We start from the raw sequence: 26,597 nt of genomic DNA, 5'->3' as shown, positions 1-26,597 counted from the left end.
TTGACCCTTAATTGACGATAATCGCATTTAAAAAGCATAGGATTAAGGCAAAAAAGAACTGGAAACAGTAAATTACTGCTTTGGTGCGCCATAAGAACTTTACATTAGTGGCTTGATGCACATTGACTCTTCCTTTTCCCTCAACATTCATCCGTTACATCCGTTACATCCGTTATAAAATCCGCTGCCGCACTTCCTTCTGGCCTAATTTGAATCTTTGCCGGGAATCCCGCTAGTTCTTAACATATCGGCAACTGTGCCGCAATAACTCGGCATTCCTATGCTTTCGGGATTCACAAGATTTTGATAGGTAAAATGGCGGTAGCTGATGCAAAATCTATCCCAAGCAGCCACCTGAATTCGGAACAGCCAAATAAAGAAATCGGCCAGCCAAGGTGACAGAGTAATCCGAAAAAATATATTTTTATTCAAATACTGGCAAGCTTGTTCGACCACTTCGTTAGCTGTAATCGCCGGATTTCCTAGCACAAAATGTCGCGGTTCCTCGGAAGCCGGCGGATGTTCAACTAAATAATTAACTACTTTAGCAATATCTGCGCCGTGGATGAAGTGAAAACTGCCATCTGCCTTAAACCAGCGAATCAAACCAATCCATTTTGCGACAAGTGGCAGGCCAGACGACAAGTGAGAAACTGGTTTTTCTGCATCTCCTCCCAATACTAATGTCGGGTAAAGTGCCGTAATTGGAGGCACATTGGTCAAGGCTGACAAATGCACCATACAGTTGTATTTTGAGCTAATATAATCTGTCCCCAATTCCCCGGCTTCTTTGAGCAAATTGTTGTCTCGACCGAGAATGCTGGCAGTTGAAAAATAAATTACTTGCTGGCAAGTCTCTGGCGAAAGTAGTTGAATTAGGCGGAGAGTTTTGGTTACGTTAACGTCAAACACTTCTTGAGTTCCTCCCCAAGCAGTGGCAGCTAAAATTGCGACATTAATTGTTTGCAGAAGTTCGGCTTGTCGATCGATATCTCGCATATCGCCTTGTATTATATGGATGCCGGGGCGGGCTTTCCAGTCAAATTTTAATTTTTCTGGGTTGCGAACTAAGAGGTAAAGTTCGTGGTTTGTTTCTTGAATCAAAGTTTCGGCCATGTAGTGACCGATACAGCCACTTGCACCCGTCACAAAAATTTTTTTGGAGTTCATTTGGCCGCAGGGGAAGAGGGGAGGATTTGACGCTTTTTCGACGGTAGGGAGACGGCATTGCCGTATCCCCACAAATGAAAACGATTAGATGCAATTAAACTTACATCTTGCAGCATTCTCAAGAACAGGCAAGATGCCTGTTCCACAAAAATTAAATTTTATTGTGGGGTGGGCAGGAGAGCCCGCCCAATAAGGGACTATTGCAACAGGTGCAAAATGTCAGATTAACTGGATGCGCTCCGATTATATAATCTTTTTCCACGGTAGGGAGACGGCAATGCCGTGTCTTACAAATATAATGTGCAATTAACCGGATTCGCTCCGATTATATATTTTTATCGACGTTAGGGACACGGCATTGCGGTGTCCCTACAAATATCAGGTGCAATTAACTGGATTCGATCGAATTCTACAATCGAAATCAAATCAAGCAGCAACTGCCAGCAATTTGTCGGCTTGTTTTGCGGTTTCAAAGAAGAAACGCACGTTATCTTCGGGAGTTCCCGGTAACACGCCGTGTCCCAAATTGAGGATGTGTCCGCGATGACCGGCTTTGCGAATTGTATCAAGAATTCGATCGCGAATAAATGGTTGAGAACCAAACAACACGCCGGGATCGAGATTTCCCTGAACGTTCATGTTGGGGCCCAAACGCTTGCGCGCGTCGGCCATATCAACTGTCCAATCGACGCTGATGATATCCGCGCCGGATGTTGTCATGCGTTCGAGGAGGCCGGCGCTACCAGTGACTAACAGAATTAGCGGGGTGTCGGGATGGGTTTTTTTGACTTGCTCGAATACTTGTTTCTGGTAAGGTAGAGCGAAGGTGTCGTAGTCCTGCGGGGAGAGTTGGCCTGCCCAGGAGTCGAACATTTGCACTACTTGGGCGCCACAGTCGATTTGATAGCGCACGTAAACGGCGATCGCATCGGCGAATTTCGACAGCAACTGATGCAGTAAAGTTGGATCGGAAAATGCCATATTTTTGATGATGGCATAATCCTTAGAACCTTTGCCCTCAACAGCGTAGGCTGCCAGCGTCCACGGCGCGCCGACAAAACCGAGCACGGTGGATTTGTTGCCGACTTCTTCGCGCAGGGATTTCAGGATTGTTTTGATAAACGGCAAGCTTTCTTCCGGGTTCAGCGGTTGCAGGTTGTCAATTTGCTGCTGAGTGCGGATGGGTGCGTGGATAATCGGGCCTTTGCCTTCGGCGATGTCCATGTCTATGCCCAAACCCGGCATCGGGGTGACAATATCGGAAAACAGAATTACGCCGTCGGGTTGAAACGCGCGCCACGGCTGAAGGGAAACTTCGATCGCAACTTCGGGAATTTCGGAACGTTCGCGAAACGAGGGATACTTTTCTCGCAAATCTCGATAAGCCTTCATGTAGCGGCCGGCTTGACGCATCATCCACACGGGCGGGCGGTCTAGGGTTTCGCCGCGGGCTGCCCGCAACAACAAGGGAACTTCATTTAATGCCGACATTTTAACTTTTCTCTACCTTAGATATTTCAATGCCTTTGGTAGCTTACCACTGTGCGATCGTCCTTTTCGACAAAATAGTTGTGTGTACAAATGTGTATTTTGTCATGGCCAAAGAAAGTGAGGCGATAGCCAGAGATCGACTCGTATATAAACAACTGTATAAGTCCTGTGTATAGGGTCAGAAACCCGGTTTCTACAAAGAAACCGGGTTTCTGACTTCCGCCCTACAGTTTTACCTACTTACCTCGTTACACAAACTCCGCCCACCACTACCCGACATTGATCTCGGCCCGCATCGAATCTACTATCATCCCGCCGCGCCGAGTCTAAATTTCTAGTCCGCGAATTGTAGTAATAATCTCCCGCCGGAAACCTTCTATTCGGGACAGCGCAGTAAGTTGAATCTTGATTACCATCGTCAAACCTTACTCTCACCATAGAACGTCTCTCGCGACAATCAACAGACCGCAAGTCAAAATCATCTTGCAAAAGCCGTTCTCTGTCATATTGACCGTCATATCGATCGTTATCTCGCCTCGTGTACCAATCGTCCCGCGAATTGCGAGCTCGTCTGTCGCCCCCATCAATTCCCGAAACTTCCAGCGTGTAGCTACCGCCTCTAGCTGCATCTTTTGCTAACACTAACAGTTTATAATCGCCACTACGGGGAATTTGATAATTAAAAGAACGGTCTTGCGTAAAAGCGACTTGTTTGTTGTTCCCGTAAAACAGCACCATTACGGGAGTAAAACCGCGGCTTCTATCTGTATCTAAAAACACTTCAATGTTGTCGCCTTCCCTCGCGCTGAATGTGTATTCTTGGCCGCGCAATTCTTCGGTCGGAGATCCCGGAACCCACATATTTCGGAAACGGTAAATCGGGGAAGTGCGGCGAATTACTCCATCTATGCGATCGTTATTCCCTATCTGTTCGCCAACTGCACTAGACGAAATGCCAGTGAGTGCCACTCCTGCAACTAGCACAGTGGCCGCAATACTGTTTAACAAGTTGTGTGTTCTCATATCAACCTCTTTGCGAAAGTTTTAAAATCTTTTTGCTGTGTTGGCAGCAACATTTGCACATATAATCCATTTTAAATGTAATTTTAGCTATCTAGTGTTAGCCTCACCCGACAGGAATATTTCGTTGCTGTAAACTATTATTGGGCAGGATTTACGCCACCCATCTACATATAGCGTGAACGTAGGGGCAAACCTCCCGCGATTCGCGATCGCACAATGTCGATAGCCCAAAACCTCCGTAGATTTACTTATAGTGGTTGGAGCTTGAAAACTTTGATAGAATGAAACATCCCTGCTTAGAATTAGGTAGTGGCAATTGATGCAATTCACGATCGTGTTTTTTGCTATGCCATTAAATTTAAATCCGTTCTTCAAACTATTGTACTCGCTCTTGCCCTACCGGGAAGCAACCCTTCATATACCATTTTCCAAAAAAGTAGTCCGCCAACGGCTTGCTGCCAAAGTTCGTACAGGTTTAACGGTTCGCAAAGCTATTATCGGGGGAAGCCGAATTCTTTACTGCTACCAAATCGAGCTTGATGGTGATTTCCTCCGCGCGACAATTACTGGCGGAGATTGGAGAGGCTTTTTGGTGGCGACAGGACAAATTCAAGACATTGAAGGCGGTTCAGTGTTGCCCTTGAAAATGACTATTCCCACTTTATCTATTGTCTTTTTACTGTCTTTAGGATTGGGTTGGCTTGTATTTTTATTTGTCACCGAAAAACCACCCTTAGAAATCCTCCCATTTTTCCTGATAATTGTACTATTATCCTATGCTTTATTTATGCTGCAGTTTCGCTACCATGCAGAACGCACCTTAAATATTCTGAAATCGACTATTCTTTTACAGAACTTTGATGAATGATTTTCAGGGTATCTAAAAAGTAGTTTTTACCCGCAACTGAGCAATCCCGAATCAGCGTCAAGACTCGCCATAATTCCCATAGGTAAAGCAGCGTTAACCCCCTCGTGACCGAAGGGCAAATCGGAGACAATCGGAATATTCAAATCCCCCAGCCGATCGCGCAACACCTCTTCAATGCTAAAACTGGGAATACTCGGCTCAATCTCGCAGCGGCTGAAGCGCCCCAAAGCAATGCCCCGCACCCCAGCGAAAGCCCCCGCCATCCGCCACAAAGTCAGCATTCGATCGACCCTGTAAGGAGCCTCGGAAACATCCTCAAAGGCGAGAATAACCCCGGCCAAATCAGGTTGATACGGGGTTCCGAGCAAATGAGAAGCCACCGTCAGATTCGCCGGAAACAGCCGCCCGGTAGCTTTTCCGCTGCCCCATCCTTTACCTTGCAAAGATTGTAAGGGACGACCTTCTATGCAGTCAAAAAGTCGATCGACAGACCAATCCGGTTCATCCGACAAAGTTGTCAGCAGCGGCCCGTGAACGCCCCAAACACCCAATTTAGCCTGATTCCATAGCAAAGCAGTAATGTCGGAAAAACCTATTAACCATTTCGGCGAATGGGAATCGGGAGTTGGAAACTGGGAATTTTCTGCCTTTCCCACATTTCCTTTTTCCAAAAGTCGAGTGCTGCCGAAACCGCCTCTAACACAGAGAATACCGCGACAATCCGGGTCATTGAGGGCATCTGCCAACTGTCGGACGCGGTTTTCGTCGGAACCTGCCAAATAGCCCCAGCGATCGTCAAAACCCGGTGTTAATTCAAGTCGATAGCCGCGAGATTTCCAAATTTCTACACCCTTTTCAAAGTTGGTTGATTCTCGCAAAGTGCCACTAGGGGCAATTACTTTGAGCAAATCTCCTGGTTGCAGAAATTTTATGTCAGTCATTTGTTATTAGTTATTAGTTATTAGTTATATCGTGTTTGGTGAATCGATAGTAATTCTGTAGGGGCGCGTTTTACGGACAATTTATGACTGAAACAGACAATCTCGAAAACCCACCCCCACCCACCCATAAATACAAACCTACATTTGCAGATTCGATGCAAATTTCAGGTTGATTTAGGTTATCGGTTTTGGCGGGGCGGGTTTATCTAGATTGTTGATAATCGTTAGATATTGTCGGTGAAACCCGCCCCTAAAGGATATGATGGATTATTGGTTTAGGAGCTAATTTTTCAGATTTTTTGTTAATGATTGCTACGGCAAAGTCAGAATTTCCACCCCAGAATCAGTCACAGCTAGCGTGTGCTCGAATTGAGCCGAAAGCTTTCCATCCTTGGTGATAGATGTCCAACCATCGGCGAGAATTTCCACTTCCCAAGTACCCTCATTAATCATCGGCTCGATCGTAAAAACCATGCCTTGTCTGAGCTTCTTTCCCGTGCCCCGCTTCCCGTAGTGCAGAATTTCCGGTTCAGTGTGAAAGACTCGGTGAATCCCGTGTCCCGCAAAATTTCGCACTACCGAAAAACCCTGTGCTTCAGCATATTCTTGAATTGCGGCACCGATGTCGCCGGTACGGGCACCCGGTTTGACTTCCGCAATTCCTCTTCTTAAACATTCCTCGGTTACTTCAACTAACTTTTTCGCTACAGGTGAAGGTTTGCCCACAAAAAAAGTTTTGGAAGTATCGCCATGATAACCATCCACTAAAGGTGTTACATCAATATTAATAATGTCACCTTCTTTAAGAATTTGTTTCGCATTAGGGATGCCGTGACAGACTACTTCATTGACGCTAGCACACAGAGATTTTGGAAATCCTTTATAGCCTAGCGGAGCGCTTTTTGCTCCGTGTGCCAAAGTCCAGCGTTCGGCTTCGTCGTTAATTTCTAGAGTGCTTACTCCAGGTTTAACCATCGGTTCGAGATGTAGCAGAAGTTCTGCCGCTAAACGGCCTGCTTGGCGCATTTTTTCGATTTCTCTACTGGATAAAAGCACTAAACGTTCGGTTGCCATAGTTTTTTCACTTTTCTTTTTTTGTTGTCGATTAAGAGTTTATTTAACTCAGTTTTAGAATAGAGTTGAACTGCTGCTCAATAAACTTATAAGGTGCGTCAGTCAGCAGATGTTTCTAAAAATTAGCCCGTATTATTACTGACGCACCCTACTAGCAGTGATAGATTTGAACCAGTGTTCACAACGATCGCCCAAAGCTTCCAAAGAGTATTCTAGCTCTACTTGTCGCCGGCAAGCGCTGCGGTCAATTTGGTCTAAGCTGGCGATCGCACCTACCAAGCCATTTACACTATCAGGCTCCACTAAAAAGCCCGTCAGTCCGTCTCTAACAATTTCCGCCGGCCCCCCGCGCTCGTAAGCAATCACGGGCACACCGCACGCTAAAGCCTCGATCGCGACATTTCCGAAAGCTTCCACCCAACGCGGTGTCATCAACAATGCTCGGCACTGACGGACTTGCTCTTGCATTTGGGTTGTTGTCAAAAACCCTAAATATTCTACCGGAGCATCCGGGTAATCTGCACAAATTTTTTGCCAATAATCCTCATCTTGCATTTTGCCCATAATTTTCAGGGGAATGCCTGTAATTTTCGCGGCTGCTACTGCATCTTCTAAGCCTTTCTCCGGGGCGATGCGGCCTAGCCAAGCTAATTTAGACTGCGGTTTTTTGCAAAATTCGTACAGGGATAAATCTATGCCATTTCCCAACAACTGACATTCATCGGCAAAGGCGAATGTTTTGGCTTGAGAAGCGGTGTGAACTCCGATCGTACCAGGAAACTGGAGGGCGGTTTGTCCGGCAATGCGATCGAGGGCAGCAGAAAGGGAACCCATGCTGATCAAATGTGCGATCGGAGTCCTAAAAAATGGTGTCAAATAAAACGGCAGCCAATCGTAGGCAAAATTAACAATGACATCCCATTTATCCTGAACTTGGCGAGCATATTCCCACATATTCGCCAGCACAGAATCTGCAGGCATCACAATAGGATCGTTGTAATCTTGTGTTTGGGCGGTTACTTGCAAATCGCCCGTTATTTCGATTACTGGAATTGATTCTAAGACTGAACCTATCGGCGCTACGACTGCTATTTTATGACCGCGACTCTGCAATTCTTTAGCAATGTTAAGGACTGTAAGTTCGACACCGCCACCCAACCCCGAACCTAGTTGACCGACCGAAGTTGACAGGAACAATAGTTTTAAAGGGTTATTAGTCATTAATCCTTAATCATTAGTCAGCATTCACTAATTTTAACATAATCTAAATTATAAATTCTCCCATCTCCAATCTCAATTTTCAAATTATTTGAAAATTGCTACATTTATTAATCCCTCCCAGAACGCGGACGGATGCGATTCAACTGATTTATTGCCCAGCGAGCAACTTCCTGAACTTCGGGATCTGGATCGTCCGTAGCACGGTGCAACAAGTAACTGATTTGATTCACCAATTCGTAAATCCGCGTCAAGTCGCGAATTGCATTTTTACGCACTTCTGGATTTTCATTTTGCAGCGAAATTGACCAAGCATTATTCATTGGTTTGAGCGTGCGAATGCCAATTTCCGAGAGACTTGCCAAAATTAAACTGTACTGCTTCGAGTCGGAATTTGATAACAAATCGAGCAACGGCTCAACTGCTCTGGAATCTCCCCGCTGACCTAGTTCCCAAATTGCTTTGCCCCTCTTTGCCGGATTTAGGTGCTGCAAATCTTCAATCAGTGCTTCAATAATATCAACTTTAGGTCTACCATCCGTTTCGGGAAGGGCAAAATCTTTCTTGCGACTCGCTAGGGAATCGCCTTGATTTGTTGTTTCGGGAATGTTGAAATCTGTGTTGCTGTACCCATTGCTGTGATGTTCCAAGGGCGAGGTGTCGGAATTAATTCGATCGCCCTCGAATGCTGCATCGTCGGATTCTGATTCCCCGGATTCCAGGATAAAAGAGGGATCGCTGCTGTCGAGACTGTTGTCTTTTGGCAAATCCAAAGGGTAGGGCAAGGCTGACATCGGTTTTGACAGCCCAAAAGAAGCCTCTTGCTGTGTAATTGCGTGCGAGTTTGTAGGAGAACCGGAATTAGTAAATGGAGAGTTTCTTTGGTGCTGGCGCTCAAATCTTCCCCGTCTTCGCTTGGAATAATTTGACTCGTCACTGCTAACTAATTTGAGCATGATAAATACTGCCGCTGCCGTGACGACAACTGCTGCCAAACCCAACATTAAGAACCCCCGCTGACGAGACAAAATGACGATCAAATTGGATACCGATTTCGGGAGCTTAGAATTAGATTTGGACGTTTTGGACGGCTGAGATTTGTTTTTATCAGGCGCTGGAGAAGGTTTTGGAGGCTTGGCATCCTGGCGATCGTCCGGGGGAGAGTTTGCCTGAGCAATTTCTTGGGAAACAGCACGCGCAGAGGCATTAAGTACCTTTTGCCCTCCGTCGGCACTTGGACTGAACGCAGCACCCAGACAGGCAATGCAGGTGAACAAACATACAGAGGAGCGGTAATGCGCCATAAGACTCAATCCGGGTTTTGAGAGGCAACGCCGCATGACGAGCTTTAGTTTAACCTTGAGTTAGCTCGATCCTAGCTGCTATAGGCTTAACTAACTCACAAATAGCACCATACTAGCGAAAAACCCTGGTTTGAAAGGGCATCGAGCCAGCTCTCACAAGCACAATTGTGTCATTGACGTGCAACTCTTTTAAATAATTAGTTTAATTAGTTTAAAACGAACAACTACATCGGTGGCCGCGACTTTAGCGGCATCCTGAAAGTTGATTGCAGCTAGTTTCACCTACGTGCAGTGTGCAGTGCAGACCCAGCAGCGCAGCACTGCGGGGGCGGTAGCAGACGATTGTGGCTCCGTCGCCGTCGATTTCTCACTAATAGCGTGGCATGACCAAAAGTTTAACAAGCTTTCGAGCCTGTGGGTCGATCGTTATTGTCTGAACTGGGGCCCAAGTGGGACAGGGGGATTGGCAGTGGAAACGAGAAACTAGGTTTTTTCGTTAATTCTTCCCTGCTAAGCCGCATATTTTTCGTACATTCAAGGACGCACTCTCGACGCTCATAAATCAGTTTTATTTACCAAAAATGCTGTAAGAAAGAGAGCGCTGATTTGAGCGATGTTAATTTGAAGGGGGCAATTATGCCGGATAGAAGTGTTTGGGCGATCGGCGAAGATAACCGTTAGGAAATATTGTATTCAGTTAGCCAGCGCCAAAAATCATACTACCTTGTAAAAGTAGGGTCGGATTTAGTTAGGAGCTATAGTGACAGCGAGTAGACCCTTTCACGCAGGCGTCTTTTGCCAACGTTTTGTTTATTTGTACCCACTTACTTAAGTTAAATCAATCGGTATTTAACGCTGGGCCGCCAAATTTGATATAAGATCGACCTAAATTTCTAGTGTGAGAGTAGAGGCGTTTGTGAGCCAACAAGATATTTTAAATTTAGCAAAAGAAGGCGATGCCAGGGCGATCGCATTTCTGATCGGTCAAGCACTCCAAAGCTTCGGCGTCACGGCTAAAGCCAGCCGGGAAAATGACACCCTGCACCTGCTACTGGAAGCAGAACATTTACCCGCAGAAGAAGCCTGTCTCCGAGTCGCAGTCAAAGGGTTGCAGCGGTTGCAACCAAATAACCTTTACTCAGTGACCATTTACGGGCGGCAGGGCGGCCAGCAATTGCCCGCTTGGACTCAGACGGTAGAATTAAAAAAACGCTTGACTTCCGAACCCGTGAGTCCGTTAGTGACCGTGAATGCAGCAGTAGCTGCGAGTGCAGCAGTAGCCGCTAGTGTGGCCGCTTCTCCCATTCCTGTGACTTTGCCCAAGCTAGAAAAACCTCAAAATGTCACAACGGCGCCCCCTCAAACACCAAAAAAATCTCCGCCCCAACCCCCTAAAATCCCAACTCCAAAACCCCCACACCAAAAGCAGCAAAAGCAATCACCGCAGCCAGAATTAGCCCGCACTAAAATTAAAAAATCTGGGCTGTCAGTCGCTGCTCTGAGTCTAATTCTCGTACCGATATCCGGCTTTGTGCTGGCTTCTCAACTTTACAAATCCTCAACCACCGCTACTAATAACCCTCTCACGTCAAACCCTGCGGTACAAGAAGTGAGCTCGACACCAGCACCAGCAGCCGCAGCCAAACCCCTTCCCGCTCCAAAATCGCCCTCCCCGGCTGCCAAAAAACCTGCCATTTTGCCCGCCACTGTCAGCATCAAAGCAGTTGGTGACATGATCCCCGGCACAAATTATCCCTACAATAAACTGCCGGCCAAAAAAGAGATGTTATTAGAGTCGGTAAAACCGTACCTCAAAGGAGCTGATATTCTGTTTGGCAATTTTGAAAGCACGATGACCGATTATCCTTACAGTTCCAAAGCAGGTGGCGGACGAATGCTGTTTGCCTTTAGGACGCCTCCGAGTTATGCGAAAATTTTCAAAGATGTTGGTTTTGATATTTTAAATGTTGCCAACAATCACTCTTACGATTTTAACGAGCAGGGATTTAAGGACACTATTAAAAACATCGACAGCAATGGCATGAAGGCTGTTGGTAAAAGAGATCAAATTGTTTATCAAAATGTCAAGGGTGTGAATTTTGCCTTTATCGGTTTCAGCAACTACGGCGAAGTTCACAATTCCTTGCTGGAACTGAAAGCGGGAGCCGAAGTTGTCAAAAGAGCCAAGGAAAATGCTGATATTGTAGTGATATCAGTTCATGCTGGAGCTGAAGGAACGGGAGCTGTAAATGTGAGGAATAAAACTGAAATTTTTTACGGAGAAAACCGGGGAAATATGGTTTTGTTTTCGCGGACGATGATTGATGCGGGAGCAGATTTGATTTTGGGACACGGCCCGCACGTTCCCCGAGCGATGGAACTTTATAAAGGGAAATTGATTGCTTATTCCTTGGGAAATTTTTTGGGTTATCGCACTTTGTCCACAGCAGGAACACTCGGTAAATCCCTAATTTTGGATGTGAAAATGACTCCGCAGGGGGATTTTGTTTCTGGCAAGATTATCCCGATCCAACTAGACGGGCGAGGCGTGCCATCTGTTGATAACAATTTTAGGACTGTGGGGTTGATTGACCGTTTGACAAAAAGCGATTTTCCCAAGACTGATTTGAAAATTGATGACAAGGGGATAATTTCCAAGAAATGATCGGGGCAATTATTTACCTAAAAAGTGCCTTATGACTCACATCTTTCACCATTCTCAACAACAGACAAGATGCCTGTTCCACAAAGAATGAGTTTTCTTGCGCGGTGGGCAGGAGATACCGCCCAAAAGAGGATTATTGATATTGGTGCAAGATGTGAGTTATGACGAGAAGCTATACTTCCGGCGACTCCTCAAATAAGCGATCGCCCCGGTGCAATCGATCGGCCATTTGATAAGTTTGTGCTTGCGATCGCACTGTCGGGGCATGGGCGGCTAAATACCTTGCTGCCGCCACTAATACCACAATGCGATCGCCCGCATTCTCTAATAAAGCATACTGGCGAAATGCCGCTTCTACCTGCTGAATAACGTGGAAATCCCGATTTTCCCGCAGCATCAGTTTTCCTAAAACTGCCATCAACCGTTCCGATTTGCCACCGCTATATAAGTATTTTGCAACTAATTTACCGACTTGATTCACCTGTTGCTGTCTGTCCAACAAGTCTGGCAGTTGTTTGAGCAATTCTTCGGGATTCTCAACTAAATCTGTTGGTTCTGGAAGTCGCGCAGGCGGTACATTTAAGAAACGGTTGAGATATACGCCGATCGCTGCATCGAAAACTCCCCGCAGCAATTCTATGGAAGGCGATCGCCGCAATCCTTGATGCACCGCATTCGCAAAGGTAAAGGGATGGTGCGCTGAATTCCAGTCGCTGTGGTCGTTATTCGTATTAAACCGGGCTACGCGGAGGGCCGCAGCATAAGTGACTGCACTTGCTAATTCTGCTTCGCTACAACCTTCTTTCAAGGCAGTTAAAAGTGCATCGACGATCGCCAATACATCTTCGCCCAACAACATCGGAATTAACTGTTCTCTTCCCGACCAATTGCCTCGGTGCGATCGGCCCATTTCTAAAGCTGCCGGCAACTGCGCCATCGCTGACTCTAAAATTGCCACCGCATCCACAGGGTAGCGCCAAGAACTCGACTCTTCCATGCGCGCCGCATTCGCCAAACCAGCCACCAAACTCGCGAAAATAGTTTCTGCCCCTTCCCAATTCACTGCATCCAGCGCTTCTAACGCCTTGTTAATAAAGTCGAGGCTGTGACCGACATCAATGTAGCGGTGGTCAGTAGCGGCCGCAAACAGCATATCAGCAATTTGTTCTCGTGCCAGAGGCGCGCGTACTGCTGTCAACAAACATCGTTCCGCCGCTTCACTGTCTCTGATTTCAATAAATTGCCGGAACCAGCTTTTAAGTGTCTCTGCATCAACCTCAGAATTAGGCAAGGGGTGAACCGCAAAGTGAGGAGGTGCGCCTGCACTATCGCGGGCCACGGCCGAAAGTCCCTGATAGAGGGCGGGCGGTCGGTCTTCTGGATCTAGATAAGGCAGGATATTCATCAAGCAGGTGTGGATCGATAAACCCGTATCCCATCCCGATTTGTTGTAGCGGGTGCCAAATTCTAATCCGATTTGGAAAGGTTCCCTGGCAGTTGCCCCCCCATCTAGCAAGGCAATCACTGACTTGGCGATGACTAGGGAAATTCCTTGTTCTAACCCATCTTGAAGTCTCTGGCGCTGGTGGGCGTAAGGGTCAAGCTGTTGTGCTAAATTTACCCAAACTTCCCCGTCGCGAATTTCCGCTGGGAACGATCGCACGTCGTCGGCCCAAGAGTCAAAAGTACCGCCGCTGGCGACATCAAAGCGGGCGTAGTGCCAAGGACAGGTGACTATGCCATCTTTGCAAGTGCTGCCGTTGAGGGGAAAACCCATGTGGGGACAGCGGTTGTCGATCGCGTATACCCGATCGTTTGAGTAGAAAAGGGCGATCGTGTGTTTTTCCAAATTCACTAACAAGCTGCCCTTTGTCTCGACTTCTGCAAGTTTCGCGGCGCGAACGTAATAGCCTGAAGTCTCAGCCATAAGTTTTTAAACTAATTTATATATAAACTAGATTAACTCAACCTCGATAGATCGCCAGCAGGTTTCTGTTTTGGACTCATTCCAGATTCATCAGCGATCGCAAAGCTTCTTTCATCTCCTCTACCGTTGTTGTCGCCGTACCGAATTGACGCACGACAATACTAGCCGCCAAATTTCCCAAAACTGCCGCTTCCCAACCAGATGCACCGACGCACAAAGCTAAAGTCATTGCTGCTACAACTGTATCTCCAGCACCAGTTACGTCGAATACATCAGTCTTGTTAAAAGGGGGAATGTCCCAACTTTTAATGACAAATTCCCCCTTTTCACAAATGGATGTTGGAGGGGGTGAATTTTTGATTTCTTCGCCGTTCGCCCTTTCAAACAAAGTCATCCCTTCTTCGCCGCGAGTAATCAGGATTTTTTGAGCTTGAGTTAAGTTCAATAAATCGCGTCCTGCTTGCATTAAATTTTGAGGGTTTTTGATAGCATATCCGACAGCTTGCTCGGCTTCTGGCAAGTTCGGAGTAAATAACATTGCTCCAGAATATCGCTGCAAATTTATTTGAGCGTCTACAATTGTTTTGCCGGGAACCACTGCCGATTCGATCGCCAAACGAGTCAAAACTCCGTCGCCGTAGTCGGAACAAACCACTGCATCTACTGTCGGTATTTGCTGCCGGATGTAGTCTGCCAATTGCAACTGCAAATCTAAATCCGGCAACTCGTCCGATTTGCGATCGACTCGGACAATTTGCTGAGTCACCGACTGCCGCGCGTGCCCCGAAATTCGAGTTTTGGTGACAGTTGGACGCTGCGAATCGATTAAAATCCCACCCGTATCAATTCCCGCCGCCTCAAAAATACCGCACAAAGCCTTTCCCTGGTCGTCTTTTCCGACCAAACCAGCAACTTTTACTTTGCCTCCCAGTTTGGCTAAATTATAGACAGCATTTGCGCCACCTCCGGGTACTTGCTGAGTATTTTCGTAGCGCAAAATCAACACAGGTGCTTCGCGGGAAATTCGCTCTACTTGTCCGGTAAGAAACTCGTCCAAGGTCAAATCTCCGATCGCTAATACCTGCGCTCGATCGAAGCAGTCTAATCTTTTCAATAATTGCTCTGTTGAGGCACGCAGTTGAGGCAAAAAATCGGAATAGTCGTTAGTCATTAACCAAAAAAATGAGACTGAGGAGTTGATAATTGAGTGTGGAACGAGCGGGAATTAAAAATCCTAATATTAATTAATAATTAATTTCCTCCCTTGTTTGATTTTTAACTTTTAATTGATTTTCTCACTGGGATTTTGAGCAACCAGTTGCAGGGTATTGGCAATCGCACTCGCTCAAACAATTTGGCAAAAAAATGCCGATAAAATCGCAGCCCTTGAGACTAAACTGAACGTTTCACGGTGTGGAAGTTTCCTTCTACATAAGTGCCTTCAAAAAACAGCAGAATTATTTCAATTTCTGCTTGATGATCGTAATCACCTGAGTCATTTGTTTTTTGAGTGCATCAATTTCCGCTTGCATTTTCGCCATTTTCGCAGTCATCGCCTGAATTTCGGCGGCGCCCCCTCCAGAAGTGGGTGCAGCGACGGCGGCTGGGGCTTCTGGCACTGGTTTCTTTTTGGCCAGTACCATCGCCGATTTGATTGCCTCGGTTAGCTGCTTCTTCTCAAATGGTTTGGCGATGAATGCAAAAAAATGCTTCTCAAAGGGTTTCGGAATTTTTTCCATCACCTCTTCTTCGCGGCCCGACATGATCACCAAAGGTATCTTAGAAAGCTCAGGATGGGCTTGCACTTTTTGATACACTTCCCAACCGCTGACTTTGGGCAGTAGGAAATCTAACATAATTAGATTTGGCCGGGCTTGACGGATCAGTTTGAGTCCCTCTTCGCCGTCTTTTGCTTCTAGAACTTCAAAGTTACCCTGAGGCAACATCTCTCGGACTCGGACGCGGATGACTTTACTGTCATCGATTACCAAGATTTTTTGACCAGCCACGACTGACTCCTTCAGTAATGAATGAGTGATGATTTGCAACCTTCAGTATATCCCTAACAGAATTCTACCCATAATTCTGGGCGAGTTTAGTTTTGTTGCACCTCGGCGCGATCCTGATTTCGGGTGATACTCCTACAAGTTCAGGGGCTTTGATTTCGGATACGATCGAAGGAATTAACTCGATCGCTACTTAATTATATGTCGCCCCAAATTCCTCAAACTCCTACAGTCAAAGCAGTTGCCGCCAAAATGCGGGGTGAAATCGAGGCGATGCCGGAGTGGTTGCGTAGGCCCGTTGGCAAAGCTAGCGAACTTTCTCAAGTGCAAAAAATTATCAAACAGCGGCAAATTCACACGATTTGTGAGGAGGGGAGATGTCCCAACCGGGGCGAGTGCTACGCGCAAAAAACGGCGACTTTTTTGTTGATGGGGCCGACTTGCACCCGCGCTTGTGCTTTTTGTCAAGTAGATAAAGGCCATTCTCCGATGCCCCTAGACCCGGAGGAACCGAACAAGGTAGCCGAGGCTGTGCAGTTGTTGGGTTTGCGCTATGCGGTGCTGACTTCGGTGGCGAGGGATGATTTGCCGGATGGGGGTGCGGGTTGGTTTGCCAGGACGATCGCCCAAATCCGCCTTCTGAACCCGCATACTGAAGTGGAGGTACTGACGCCGGATTTTTGGGGGGGAACGGGTAGGGGCGGTGCCTCCGTGCCCGCCCCCAACGGGGAGAATTCCGACCTCGATGAGTTGCAGCGACAGCGGATTCGCACGGTGGTGGAGGCTAAACCGGCTTGTTACAACCACAATATTGAGACGGTGCGGCGGTTGCAAGGGCCGGTGCGGAGGGGGGCCAAGTACGATCGCTCGATCGACGTTCTGCGTATTGTTAAGCAATATGACCCAACTATTCCCACCAAATCCGGTTTGATGTTGGGACACGGGGAAACCGCAGCCGAGATAGTCGAAGCGATGGCCGATTTGCGGGATGCCAAGTGCGATCGGCTCACCCTCGGTCAATACATGAGACCATCTCTAGAGCACCTCCCAGTGCGTAAATACTGGACGCCGGCCGAATTTGACCGTTTCGGGTCGATCGCGCGGGAGATGGGGTTTGAGCGCGTGCGATCGGGGCCTCTCGTCCGCAGTTCCTACCACGCCGGAGAGAGCGATTGAAATTAATCTAAATTCAACTCGGTATCAACTCCTTGTTACAAAAAATAACTCTAGAGGATTGTGCATAAGTGCGACGCTCTCTGCTATTTGTAAATAGAGTGACATTATCAATTAGGAGCTTTACCTATGCCAGAGATAGCGAAGAACCAATTAAAATCCGAGTCCGTGATGAAAACGGGAAAATTCCCTTACACCTTTCGCGCAGGCTGGTTTCTGTTGCTGTTAGCGATCAATTTTCTGGTTGCAGCCTATTATTTCCATATCATTGAATAGTTCTGCAAGTTAACTTTTAGCAGACCCTGCTGTTCTCGACCTCAACGTCAGAGAATGGGAGAGAGGGAGAGGGGGAGAGGGAAAGAGTTTTGAGTTGGGGAGAATATTACTTCATCCCTCTAACTAATGACTACTGACTACTAAGTTCTTCCCTCCAACTTCTTCCTTCTGACTTTTGAATCCAGATCCAGACTTTGGCTCAATAATTAATCGGTGTATCAGTGTCAAAATCCCTGTCGTGCCTTCCTTCTTCCTTATAACTAATGACTTGTCTAGCGATTTCTCGACGCTTCTAGCTTTGACAACCGCTCTTGAATTTTGATAACATCTTGCTTAGTTTCAATTGCCAAAGTTGCTAAGTTGTCAAACATCGGGTCTCCCGACAGCATTCTAGGATTTGTCCGACCCGAACCGGAAGGAGAGGGAGCCCTGTTAACTCTAGAACCTTGATTCTGCAAACTGTAGATTTGTCCTCGGAGTTCAGAAATTTGACGTTCTAATTGAGTAATGCGAAATTCTAATTGAGTTGTGGATTGAGCTGGTGTAAAAATTGGTGCTACAGCAATTGCTAAGGCACAAGCCAGACACAAAAAACTGATTTTTAGGGCGCGATGGCGATTTTTTTTCGGCATAGCTTTAATAATTTAAATTATACCATTTCTACGATAACAAATCGCCGATATTTTTGGACTCTATCAGAAGTATGTCTTATGGCAAGTAGGAACGTAGCAATTTTAATGTTCGATGATGTCGAGGTACTGGACTTTGCAGGCCCTTTTGAAGTGTTTTCGGTGGCATCAGAATTAAGTAAGGGCGAGCGACCTTTTGCAGTCTCTACCGTAGCCGAACATCCGGGTTCTGTCAGCGCCCGCAACGGTTTGAGCGTAAATCCCGACTGCACCATTTCCGATTGTCCGCCACCGGATATTTTAATTGTACCGGGAGGACAAGGTACGAGAAAGTTAATCGATAATTCAGCAGTTATTAATTGGATAAAAGATTCTGCGCGAACAGCAGAATTAGTGCTTTCTGTCTGTACGGGTTCGCTGCTTTTGGCAAAAGCTGGGTTGTTGGAAGGTTTGGAAGCAACTACACACCATCAGGTATTGGAGTTATTGAGAGAATTAGCTCCCAACACAATTATTATCGAAAATCAGCGATTTGTAGATAACGGCAAAATCATCACTTCTGGGGGAATTGCTGCGGGGATTGATATGTCTTTGCACGTTGTTGGCAAACTTTTGGGTACAGCACAAGCTGAACAAACAGCAGAGCACATGGAATATAAAATTGGGAATTGATAATTGGGAATCCAGTTTATTCAGGACATACACAAAACCTCTAAATTTAGGGTGCGCCGAGGCGCACATTACCGCTGTAATTCCCGCACGTGAAACTACGCATAACCTAATTAAGAATCTTCGCCCCAAACTTTTAGTTGTAAATAAACTAATAGCAAAGCTACAGCCATTAGAAAAGTTGCCGCAGCGGCTGCATAGCCAAAATCAAATTGCGAAAAAGCTTGCTCGTAAATATAATAAACGAGCAAATTAGTAGAGTTCAAAGGACCGCCGCCGGTGATGACGTAAACTTGCTCGAAACTTCGGAGGGTAAAAATAGCAGTAGTGACGGTAGCAAATACTAAAGTCGGTCGCAAACCTGGTAAAGTGATGTACAAAAATTGCTGCCAAGCATTAGCTCCATCCAATTCTGCAGCTTCGTAACGATTTACCGGAATTGCTTGCAATCCTGCTAAAAATACTACCATATTAAAGCCTAATTGTTTCCAAACACTGAGCAGAATTATCACTGGCATTGCCCAAACTGTGCTGCTAAGCCAAGGAATTGGATTTAAGCCGATCGCACTTAGCGCATTATTCACCGGGCCTGCGGTTTGAAACAACCACCGCCAACCCAAGCCAACTGCAACTAAAGAGGTAATCGAAGGAATAAAATAAGCGGTGCGGAGAGCTCCTCGCCAAGCAAACGAGCGATTTAGCAAAACAGCTAAGCCTAATGGAACCACTAAACTGGGAATGACTGTTGCAGTAGTAAAATAGAGCGTATTTTGGAGAATTTGCCAGAAATCCGGGTTTGTGACTAGACGCCAGTAGTTGTTGAAGCCAATCCAACGCACTCCCGACTGGGTAAAGCTGCCGCTGGTAAAGCTGAGGTAAAATAAATAGGCGATCGGCCAAATCAAAAAAGTACCCAGAAACAGCAAAGCTGGGGCCAAGAAAGTCCAAGCTGCGATAGTATCATTATCCAACCAGTTAAAACGCCCAAATTTAATCCGAACCATTGGCTTCTAAATTTTAGCTTTTAGTTTTAAATGGTATCACAATATAGGTCAATTTCCAAATGAACCTTCTAGATATATTAGCTCATTTACCTACTATAGAAACAGAAAGGCTGCTGCTCAGAAAAATAACTTTAAACGATGCTAGCGATATGTTTGAATATGCTTGCAACCCCGAAGTGTCAAAATACACAATGTGGTCAACTCACACATCTATCGAAGATACTAAATACTTTCTCAAGTCAATTACTAAAATGTACAAGAGACGAGAGTTGGTAGATTGGGGAATAGTCCACAAAGCAGATAAAAAGTTTATCGGGACTTGCGGATTTGTGGAATGGAGCATGACGCACAGCCGCGCGGAAATCGGCTACGCACTTTCTAGGAATTATTGGGGCGAAGGATACATGAGCGAGGCTGTCAATGCCGTTATTGAATTCGGTTTTCGGGAGATGTTGCTGAATCGAATTTTGGCTCGATGTGAAGTTAGCAATATTGCTTCAGCTAGGGTGATGGAAAAAGTGGGGATGAAATTGGAAGGGATATTGCGACAGCACATATTTGTGAAAGACAGATATTGGGATCTAAAACTTTATTCGATTCTCAGGGAAGAGTTTTTTGATAATATTGTAGAATAGGAGTGAATCAGTCGGTCTGCAAAAAAAAATAATATACTTAGGACTTCCGCAATATCTCCATGTAGAGTGCGCCGAAGCACACCTTACCCTTTACCTCTATAGTAGAATACGAGTGAATAGTTTTTATCTTTATGACCGCTAATCCAGTATCTGTTAATTCCAATGCCTGCCTGATTTCTCCTGAGATTGGCAAAAGTGGGCTCGATCCGGCCCATCCTCCATTAAAATTAGGAGTTTTAGCATCAGGAAGCGGAAGCAACTTCGAGGTAATTGCCCACGCCATCCAAAATCAACAACTCAACGCTAAAATCCCAGTATTAATTTACAACAACCCCGAAGCCAAAGCCGCAGCCAGAGCAGAAAAATACGGTATTCCCTCGATTCTGCTCAATCACCGCGACTGCAAAAGCCGCGAAGAATTAGATACAAAAATTGTCAAAACTTTTCAAGAATATGATGTAGAATGGGTAGTGATGGCGGGTTGGATGCGAATTGTTACCAAAGTTTTGTTGGATGCTTTTCCCGATCGCGTTATTAACATTCACCCCAGCTTACTGCCGAGTTTTCCAGGAATTCGCGCCGTCGAGCAAGCACTAGCTGCCAAGGTTAAAATCACCGGATGTACGGTGCATATCGCCCGTTTAGAAGTAGACAGCGGGCCGATTTTAATGCAGGCTGCAGTGCCGGTATTGCCTGATGATACCGCAGAAACGCTGCACGCTCGAATTCAGGTACAAGAACACAAGATTATGCTCGGTGCGATCGCACTTATTGCCGAATCTAATCAAAAATATTGTGACTAAAAATCTTACCAGTGCTGCATCTTTCTCGGAATTGCCAGTCAGTGAATCACCCGAAACAGGTCCGCCGCTGACAGACTCCAATCGCCTGAAATTAATTCTCAAAGAAAGGCTCAAAAAGAGCATTGGCATCAAGGGAGAATTCTATCTTCCTTGCTTGCCATCAATGCTAGATGACTATCTTAAATTACTCTCAGACTTGTTAAACATTCTCGGACAAAACATCGACGCTGCCCAAGCGGAAAACTTGCGGACATTAATCGCCAACGCCTTAGCAGAAGGATTCAAAAATTCCCCCCACGCTAATCTAATAGTCTCCTATTTTCCCGCCAATTCCCAAAGCGGTTTAGCCGGTGGCATTACTCTGAATACCAAGATTCAAATCGAATCGATGGCCCAGAAATATCATAGCTGGCCGGATATTCGCCCAGAACCTTTATTCGGCAGCCATCCCGATGCCAAAGTCATCGCCATTGCTGCCGAATTAGGCGAACCGGGAAAAGCACATATTTTAGATGTTGGTGCAGGCCCAGGGCGCAATAGTCTGCCTTTAGCAAGGTTAGGTCATTCCGTGGATGCGATCGAACTAACACCCATATTTGCCGAGAAGCTATCAGCCGCAGCAACCGCCGAAAACTTGCCGATAAATGTCACCCAAGGCGACGTTTTAGATCCATTATTAAGGATGAAAACTTATCGGTACAAATTAGCCATTGCTACCGAAGTTCTCTCTCATTTCCGCTACCCCGAACAAATTCGTCTTTTCCTGGGTAAAATGTCCGATGCTGTTTTAAGCGGCGGGTTTATATTATTCAGTGCTTTCTTAGCTGTAGATGGGTACGAACCAAACGAGATGGCAAAACAAATGTCTGAATTGTGTTGGTCTTATCTGATTACCAGGCAAGAATTGCAAGCAGCAATCGAGGGTTTGCCTTTAGAAATTATTTCTGATGAATCTGTCATTGAATACGAACAGAAACATTTGCCTGACTCGGCTTGGCCACCGACACCTTGGTTTGTCAGTTGGGCTAGCGGGCGCGATTTATTTCCCGTCCAACAAACACCGCCGTTAGAATTGCGGTGGCTACTTGTTAAACGTTTGTGAGTAGTTAGTATGGTGCATCACAAAGTAGTTTATCGATGATTGATAAAATCACGCGGTCTAACTCACATCTTGCACCATTTTCAAGAACAGGCAAGATGCCTGTTCCACAAAGATGGAGTTTTATTGTCGGGAGTAGGGGTTGGGCAGGAGAACCCGCCCGCAAAAGGCTAAGTGAGAAGGGTGCAACATCTTAGGTCTAACGCACCCTACGACAATTTGTAGGGATTAAAAATTCAATTCTCAACCTCGGATGCCCGCAATTGTCCGCAGGCTGCATCTGCTTCTAATCCGCGAGAATAGCGCACGCTAACTGCAATTTTCTTTTCCTTCAAAGTCGCAACGAAACTGTTAATTCGATTGGGAGTAGGTCGCTTATATTCAGCTTCCTGAATCGGATTGTAAGGAATCAAATTGACGTGACACTGAAAACCGCGCAACTGAGTTGCTAACTCGGCTGCGTGTTCCGGCAAGTCATTCACGCCTGCTAAAAGTACGTATTCAAAACTCAATCTGCGCCCAGTCGATCGCACATATTCCCGACATTCTGCTATTAACTCACCCAAAGGATAAGGGCGGGCGCTAGGAATTAACTCTTCGCGCAATCTTTGATTGGAAGCGTGGAGGCTGACGGCGAGGGTAACTTGCAGTTGATGTTCGGCTAGTTGGCTGATGCGATTGCGAATTCCTACTGTGGAAATGGTGATGTTTCGCTGTCCAATTCCTACGTCTTGATTCAAACACTTGACAGCAGCTACAACATTATCGAAATTCAACAGGGGTTCGCCCATTCCCATAAATACGATGTGGCTGACTCGGCGGCCGAAATCTTGCTGTACTGTCAAAACTTGATCGACGATTTCGTGTTTTTCTAAATTGCGCTTGAAACCGCCTTTTCCGGTAGCGCAAAAGTCGCAGCCCATCGCGCAGCCAACTTGGGCTGAGACGCAGACAGTCAGCCGTTTATCGGTGGGAATGCCTACTGTTTCAATGATTTGACCGTCTGCCAATTTTAAGAGATACTTTACCGTGGCGTCTGGTGCGACCGATCGATAATGAATGGTCGATCGCCCGATCGGAATTTTAGCAACAGTCTCGCGCCACTGTTTCGAGAATACAGAAATGTCAGAGATCGATCGCGCACCTTTCTCATAAATCCACTGGTACAACTGCTTCCCGCGATAAGCCGGTTGTCCCTGCTGCTGCACCCACTCCGTTAACTCAGCTAAACTCGCCCCCAGCAAGGGCGGAATTTTACCCGACTCAACAGCCAAAGCAGCAGTCTTGCGAGACTGATTCGCGCCCCTGGAATTACCAGAAGAGTACACCTGAGAAACGGAAGTAGGAGACATAGGTCATCAGAAAATTTAAAGCCATCCTCCATATTAAAACTTCTCGACCAAAGCTGCCGTTAATCCTCCAGAAGGCACTTATGCAGAAAGCAGAAGGCGGAAACTCGATCCCGCTAAATCCCTTAATAAGGGCAAGTTTAAGAATAATCCGGTTCCCCCCTTAAAAAAGGGGGGTTAGGGGGTTCTTATTGTGGACTCACAAAAAAACTCCAGACAACAATCTGCAAAATCAAGAATCCAGTTAATATTTGGTAAAATTCCCCAAATATTGCGTGTAAATGACCGCAGCCACCTAAAATAAACTCTGGAGTTTGTTAAAGGGTATGCAAAATTTAACTGCTTTCCATCACAATTAATGCAACTTTTATGGTGCTAAATATTCTTGCGCTGCCCTTAGCGTTTCAATTTACATCGCCCGGCCCAATTATCTTTCAACTTGGCGCCGTAGCCATTCGCTGGTACGGGCTGTTGATAGCTTCTGCCGTCTTGATTGGGGTGAGTCTGTCCCAATACTTGGCCCAAAAACGCCGCGTCAACCCGGAATTGCTGGGTGATTTGGCAATTTGGCTGGTTCTGGGCGCTATTCCCTGTGCTCGAATTTATTACGTGGCTTTCGAGTGGCAGCAATACGCCCAGAGGCCAGAGGATATTATTGCGATTTGGAAAGGCGGAATTGCCATTCACGGGGCGATTTTGGGTGGCACGATCGCAGCTTTAATTTTTGCGAAAATCCAGCGAGTTTCTTTTTGGCAATTGGCAGATTTAATCGCACCTTCGGCCATTCTCGGTCAGGCGATCGGACGCTGGGGAAATTTCTTTAACTCCGAAGCTTTTGGCCGTCCTACGGATTTGCCTTGGAAACTCTATATTCCGCCAAACAGCCGCCCGCCCGCCTACGCTAATTTTGAATACTTCCACCCTACATTTCTCTACGAATCCCTGTGGAATTTGACAGTATTTTGGTTGCTTCTGACTTTGTTTTTTCGCGATTTGCAGGGCAAAATTCGCTTGAAAACTGGTGCTTTATTTTTGGTTTATATCGCAGCTTACAGTTCCGGCCGAGTCTGGATTGAAGGGTTGCGGACTGATAGTTTGATGTTCGGGCCGCTGCGGACAGCGCAAATGGTAAGCTTGACTGGGATTGTTTTAGGGTTGGGTGGGTTAACTTGGCTTTATTTGCTCGATCGACCTTTACCTGATGTTGTCTCCCCCAATAGCGATCGGGCAAAAATTACTCAGAAATTGCCAGAAGATCAATAAAAAACCCCAGAGAGGTTAGTCTCTAGGGTTCAAAACCAGGGTGCATCTACCATCTCTTACTTCAAACTAAAATAGGTACATCCGGAAGAGTCCGTAAATTTAGCAAATTTTTTAGCAGCAATGAGTTTGACAGAGATTGAAGCCCTAATTCCAGGGGTATACATTGTAGGTGCAGGCCCGGGAGACCCGGATTTGTTGACTGTTAAGGCTCAAAAATTACTGGCTGCAGCCGATGTCATATTATTTGCTGATTCGTTAGTTCCAGAGCAAATTTTGCAGGGGGTGCGCGCGGATGCTGAAGTGATCCAAACTGCGGATAAGACCCTCGAAGAGATTGTACCTTTGATGGTGGAACGAGTGCGCGAGGGGAAAAGCGTCGTCCGCCTCCATTCGGGCGATCCCTGTCTCTACGGGGCCGTCGGCGAACAAATGCAAGCTTTGGCTTCCGAGGGAATTGCTTTTGAGGTAATTCCGGGAATTAGCGCTTTCCAACTTGCCGCAGCTAAACTTAAAATTGAGTTGACAGTTCCCGGAGTTGTGCAGACAATTATTTTGACGCGAATTAGCGGTCGAACAGAAGTACCGGAACGCGAAGAATTGGCGAGTTTAGCGGCTCATCAAGCGAGTTTGTGCCTGTATTTGAGCGCCCGCCATGTCGAACAAGCTCAAGCTAAATTGATGGAACATTACCCCTCGGATTTGCCTGTAGCAATTTGTTATCGGTTGGGCTGGCCGGATGAAAAAATTGTGCTAGTTCCCCTTGACAAAATGGCAGTTGCTACGCGCGAAAATAATTTGATCAGAACGACAATGTACGTTATTAGTCCGGCCTTGGGAAAATCAGGAGAAGGGCGATCGCGCTTGTACCATCCTGAGCACGAGCGGCTTTTTAGACCCTCGAAGGAAGTTCGGCAACGGATTTTGTAACGGATGTAACGGATGCCAGGAAGAAGAAAGTTCGGCAACGGATTCGCTTTCTTCGGATGTAACGGATGTAACGGATGTCAGTCCGATGTCCGTCGGGAGAGGGAAGAAGGAGCAATTATGAAATAACCAATTACCAATTTCCAATTCTCAATTGCCCAATCTAAAATCTAAAATCTAAAATCGCCATGACTGATTTAACTCGCAGACAATTTATCACTGTCACCGCATTAAGCGCCGGATTTGCCTTAGCAGTTCATCCTATTGCTGCTGCCGTTATCAATACGGATGCTGCTGGTTTAGTTGCAGGTGAGGTAAAAATTCCTGTAAAAGACGGCTCAATTCCAGCATACAGAGCTATGCCAGCCAGCGGCAGCAATTTTCCAGTAATTTTAGTAATTCAAGAAATCTTCGGAGTTCACGCACACATTCAAGATATTTGCCGCCGTTTTGGCAAATTAGGTTATTTAGCGATCGCCCCAGAAATGTTTGCCCGTGAAGGTGATGTTTCTAAAATTACCGACATCCAAGAAATTATTAGTAAAGTTGTCTCGAAAGTTCCCGACGCTCAAGTTATGTCGGATTTAGATGCTACCGTAGAGTGGGCACAAAAGTCCGGAAAAGGCAATACTAATAAGTTGGGAATTACAGGATTTTGCTGGGGTGGCAGAATTGTTTGGCTGTACTCTTCCCACAACCCCAAAGTCAAAGCTGGCGCTGCTTGGTACGGGCGTTTGGTTGGCAATTCTACGGCTTTAACTCCCAAACAGCCGATCGACATTGCAGCAACTTTGAAAGTGCCTGTATTGGGGCTTTACGGCGGTAAAGACGAGTCAATTCCCAAGGATACAGTCGAGAAAATGCGGGAAGTTCTCAAAACTGGTAGCAGCGGTTCAGAAATTGTGCTTTATCCAGATGCGCCGCACGGTTTTAACGCCGACTATCGCCCCACTTACCGGGAAAAAGAAGCTGAGGATGCTTGGAAACTGATGCAAGATTGGTTTAAGAAGCACGGAGTTGCACAATAGTTTTGAGATTTCTTCGTTCTTCGCACCCCTTCGCCTTTCGATGAGTTTTGAAGTTCAT

The 26,597-nt window shown here is 46.2% G+C and carries 24 protein-coding genes; 11 read left to right on the top strand and 13 right to left on the bottom strand.

The features are described 5' to 3' along the window. Positions 1-204: 204 nt before the first annotated feature. The 3 genes from QUA53_RS14355 to QUA53_RS14345 all read right to left on the bottom strand — a co-directional run bounded on the left by QUA53_RS14355 (position 205) and on the right by QUA53_RS14345 (position 3,684). The gene (locus tag QUA53_RS14355) at positions 205-1,170 is read right to left on the bottom strand and encodes an NAD(P)-dependent oxidoreductase (protein WP_333097868.1); all 966 of its coding nucleotides are present in this window, start codon (positions 1,168-1,170) and stop codon (positions 205-207) included. A gap of 426 nt (positions 1,171-1,596) precedes the next feature. Further along, positions 1,597-2,661, bottom strand: a complete 1,065-nt coding sequence (hemE, locus tag QUA53_RS14350) for a uroporphyrinogen decarboxylase (protein WP_015178097.1) — start codon at positions 2,659-2,661, stop codon at positions 1,597-1,599. 240 nt (positions 2,662-2,901) lie between these two features. Beyond that, positions 2,902-3,684, bottom strand: coding sequence for a hypothetical protein (locus QUA53_RS14345; RefSeq protein WP_333097869.1), 783 nt, complete (start codon positions 3,682-3,684; stop codon positions 2,902-2,904). A gap of 346 nt (positions 3,685-4,030) precedes the next feature. Here QUA53_RS14345 and QUA53_RS14340 point away from each other — a divergent pair, with 346 nt between their 5' ends. After that, a complete protein-coding gene (locus QUA53_RS14340; RefSeq protein ID WP_333219057.1) occupies positions 4,031-4,552 on the top strand; it encodes a hypothetical protein in 522 nt (173 codons plus the stop codon). Positions 4,553-4,578: 26 nt separating this feature from the next. Here QUA53_RS14340 and QUA53_RS14335 read toward each other — a convergent pair whose 3' ends face one another. The 4 genes from QUA53_RS14335 to QUA53_RS14320 form a co-directional block, all read right to left on the bottom strand. Next, complete coding sequence (locus tag QUA53_RS14335) at positions 4,579-5,493, bottom strand: LD-carboxypeptidase (RefSeq protein WP_333097871.1); 915 nt, start codon at positions 5,491-5,493, stop codon at positions 4,579-4,581. A gap of 312 nt (positions 5,494-5,805) precedes the next feature. Next, positions 5,806-6,567, bottom strand: a complete 762-nt coding sequence (gene map / locus QUA53_RS14330; RefSeq protein ID WP_190659689.1) for a type I methionyl aminopeptidase — start codon at positions 6,565-6,567, stop codon at positions 5,806-5,808. A gap of 135 nt (positions 6,568-6,702) precedes the next feature. Then, positions 6,703-7,788: a glycosyltransferase family 4 protein gene (locus QUA53_RS14325; RefSeq protein ID WP_333097873.1), complete on the bottom strand. Its 1,086-nt coding sequence runs from the start codon at positions 7,786-7,788 to the stop codon at positions 6,703-6,705. A gap of 107 nt (positions 7,789-7,895) precedes the next feature. Continuing rightward, positions 7,896-9,089 (bottom strand): HEAT repeat domain-containing protein, encoded by a 1,194-nt coding sequence (locus tag QUA53_RS14320; RefSeq protein WP_333097874.1) that lies wholly within the window; start codon positions 9,087-9,089, stop codon positions 7,896-7,898. Positions 9,090-10,005: 916 nt separating this feature from the next. Here QUA53_RS14320 and QUA53_RS14315 point away from each other — a divergent pair. Beyond that, the gene (locus QUA53_RS14315) at positions 10,006-11,754 is read left to right on the top strand and encodes a CapA family protein (protein WP_333097877.1); all 1,749 of its coding nucleotides are present in this window, start codon (positions 10,006-10,008) and stop codon (positions 11,752-11,754) included. A gap of 172 nt (positions 11,755-11,926) precedes the next feature. On the opposite strand, the gene QUA53_RS14310 is transcribed toward QUA53_RS14315, so the two are convergent. The 3 genes from QUA53_RS14310 to QUA53_RS14300 all read right to left on the bottom strand — a co-directional run bounded on the left by QUA53_RS14310 (position 11,927) and on the right by QUA53_RS14300 (position 15,690). Then, the gene (locus QUA53_RS14310; protein WP_333097879.1) at positions 11,927-13,681 is read right to left on the bottom strand and encodes a Rieske (2Fe-2S) protein; all 1,755 of its coding nucleotides are present in this window, start codon (positions 13,679-13,681) and stop codon (positions 11,927-11,929) included. A gap of 76 nt (positions 13,682-13,757) precedes the next feature. Then, the gene (locus tag QUA53_RS14305) at positions 13,758-14,852 is read right to left on the bottom strand and encodes a PfkB family carbohydrate kinase (protein WP_333097880.1); all 1,095 of its coding nucleotides are present in this window, start codon (positions 14,850-14,852) and stop codon (positions 13,758-13,760) included. A 286-nt stretch (positions 14,853-15,138) separates the two neighbouring features. Beyond that, the gene (locus QUA53_RS14300; protein WP_333097881.1) at positions 15,139-15,690 is read right to left on the bottom strand and encodes a response regulator; all 552 of its coding nucleotides are present in this window, start codon (positions 15,688-15,690) and stop codon (positions 15,139-15,141) included. Positions 15,691-15,888: 198 nt separating this feature from the next. On the opposite strand from QUA53_RS14300, the gene QUA53_RS14295 reads away from it, so the two are divergent. Continuing rightward, positions 15,889-16,863 carry a lipoyl synthase gene (locus tag QUA53_RS14295; protein WP_333097882.1) on the top strand — a complete coding sequence of 325 codons (975 nt, stop codon included), beginning with the start codon at positions 15,889-15,891 and terminating at the stop codon, positions 16,861-16,863. A gap of 126 nt (positions 16,864-16,989) precedes the next feature. Then, the gene (locus QUA53_RS14290) at positions 16,990-17,136 is read left to right on the top strand and encodes a photosystem I protein PsaX (RefSeq protein ID WP_333069608.1); all 147 of its coding nucleotides are present in this window, start codon (positions 16,990-16,992) and stop codon (positions 17,134-17,136) included. A 272-nt stretch (positions 17,137-17,408) separates the two neighbouring features. Here QUA53_RS14290 and QUA53_RS14285 read toward each other — a convergent pair whose 3' ends face one another. Beyond that, on the bottom strand, positions 17,409-17,768 hold the full coding sequence (locus QUA53_RS14285) for a hypothetical protein (protein ID WP_333097884.1): 360 nt from the start codon (positions 17,766-17,768) through the stop codon (positions 17,409-17,411). A gap of 78 nt (positions 17,769-17,846) precedes the next feature. Between QUA53_RS14285 and QUA53_RS14280 the strand changes: the two genes are divergently transcribed. Further along, entirely contained in the window at positions 17,847-18,437 is a 591-nt protein-coding gene (locus QUA53_RS14280) for a DJ-1/PfpI family protein (protein WP_333097885.1), read from the top strand. A gap of 110 nt (positions 18,438-18,547) precedes the next feature. Here the strand turns inward: QUA53_RS14280 and QUA53_RS14275 are convergent, their stop codons facing one another. Beyond that, positions 18,548-19,438, bottom strand: a complete 891-nt coding sequence (locus tag QUA53_RS14275) for a sugar ABC transporter permease (protein WP_333097886.1) — start codon at positions 19,436-19,438, stop codon at positions 18,548-18,550. 59 nt (positions 19,439-19,497) lie between these two features. Here QUA53_RS14275 and QUA53_RS14270 point away from each other — a divergent pair, with 59 nt between their 5' ends. The 3 genes from QUA53_RS14270 (at position 19,498) to QUA53_RS14260 (ending at position 21,978) form a co-directional block, all read left to right on the top strand. Continuing rightward, a complete protein-coding gene (locus QUA53_RS14270) occupies positions 19,498-20,073 on the top strand; it encodes a GNAT family protein (protein WP_333097888.1) in 576 nt (191 codons plus the stop codon). A 131-nt stretch (positions 20,074-20,204) separates the two neighbouring features. After that, positions 20,205-20,876, top strand: a complete 672-nt coding sequence (purN, locus tag QUA53_RS14265; protein ID WP_333097890.1) for a phosphoribosylglycinamide formyltransferase — start codon at positions 20,205-20,207, stop codon at positions 20,874-20,876. Continuing rightward, positions 20,869-21,978, top strand: coding sequence for a class I SAM-dependent methyltransferase (locus QUA53_RS14260; RefSeq protein WP_333097892.1), 1,110 nt, complete (start codon positions 20,869-20,871; stop codon positions 21,976-21,978). Before purN ends, QUA53_RS14260 begins: the two co-directional genes overlap by 8 nt. A gap of 233 nt (positions 21,979-22,211) precedes the next feature. Here QUA53_RS14260 and rlmN read toward each other — a convergent pair whose 3' ends face one another. Further along, on the bottom strand, positions 22,212-23,327 hold the full coding sequence (gene rlmN / locus QUA53_RS14255; RefSeq protein ID WP_333097893.1) for a 23S rRNA (adenine(2503)-C(2))-methyltransferase RlmN: 1,116 nt from the start codon (positions 23,325-23,327) through the stop codon (positions 22,212-22,214). 366 nt (positions 23,328-23,693) lie between these two features. Between rlmN and lgt the strand changes: the two genes are divergently transcribed. The 3 genes from lgt (at position 23,694) to QUA53_RS14240 (ending at position 26,539) form a co-directional block, all read left to right on the top strand. Beyond that, the gene (gene lgt, locus QUA53_RS14250) at positions 23,694-24,587 is read left to right on the top strand and encodes a prolipoprotein diacylglyceryl transferase (protein WP_333097895.1); all 894 of its coding nucleotides are present in this window, start codon (positions 23,694-23,696) and stop codon (positions 24,585-24,587) included. Between the two features lie 120 nt (positions 24,588-24,707). Next, positions 24,708-25,514 (top strand): precorrin-4 C(11)-methyltransferase, encoded by an 807-nt coding sequence (cobM, locus tag QUA53_RS14245; protein ID WP_333097897.1) that lies wholly within the window; start codon positions 24,708-24,710, stop codon positions 25,512-25,514. A 185-nt stretch (positions 25,515-25,699) separates the two neighbouring features. Then, a complete protein-coding gene (locus tag QUA53_RS14240; RefSeq protein WP_333097898.1) occupies positions 25,700-26,539 on the top strand; it encodes a dienelactone hydrolase family protein in 840 nt (279 codons plus the stop codon). The last annotated feature ends 58 nt before the right edge of the window (positions 26,540-26,597 follow it).

It is taken from the genome of Microcoleus sp. Pol12B3, assembly GCF_036701355.1.
Classification (GTDB): Bacteria; Cyanobacteriota; Cyanobacteriia; order Cyanobacteriales; family Microcoleaceae; genus Microcoleus.
The sequence above is the reverse complement of the archived record's forward strand: the minus strand, read 5'-3'. Positions and strand labels throughout refer to the sequence as shown.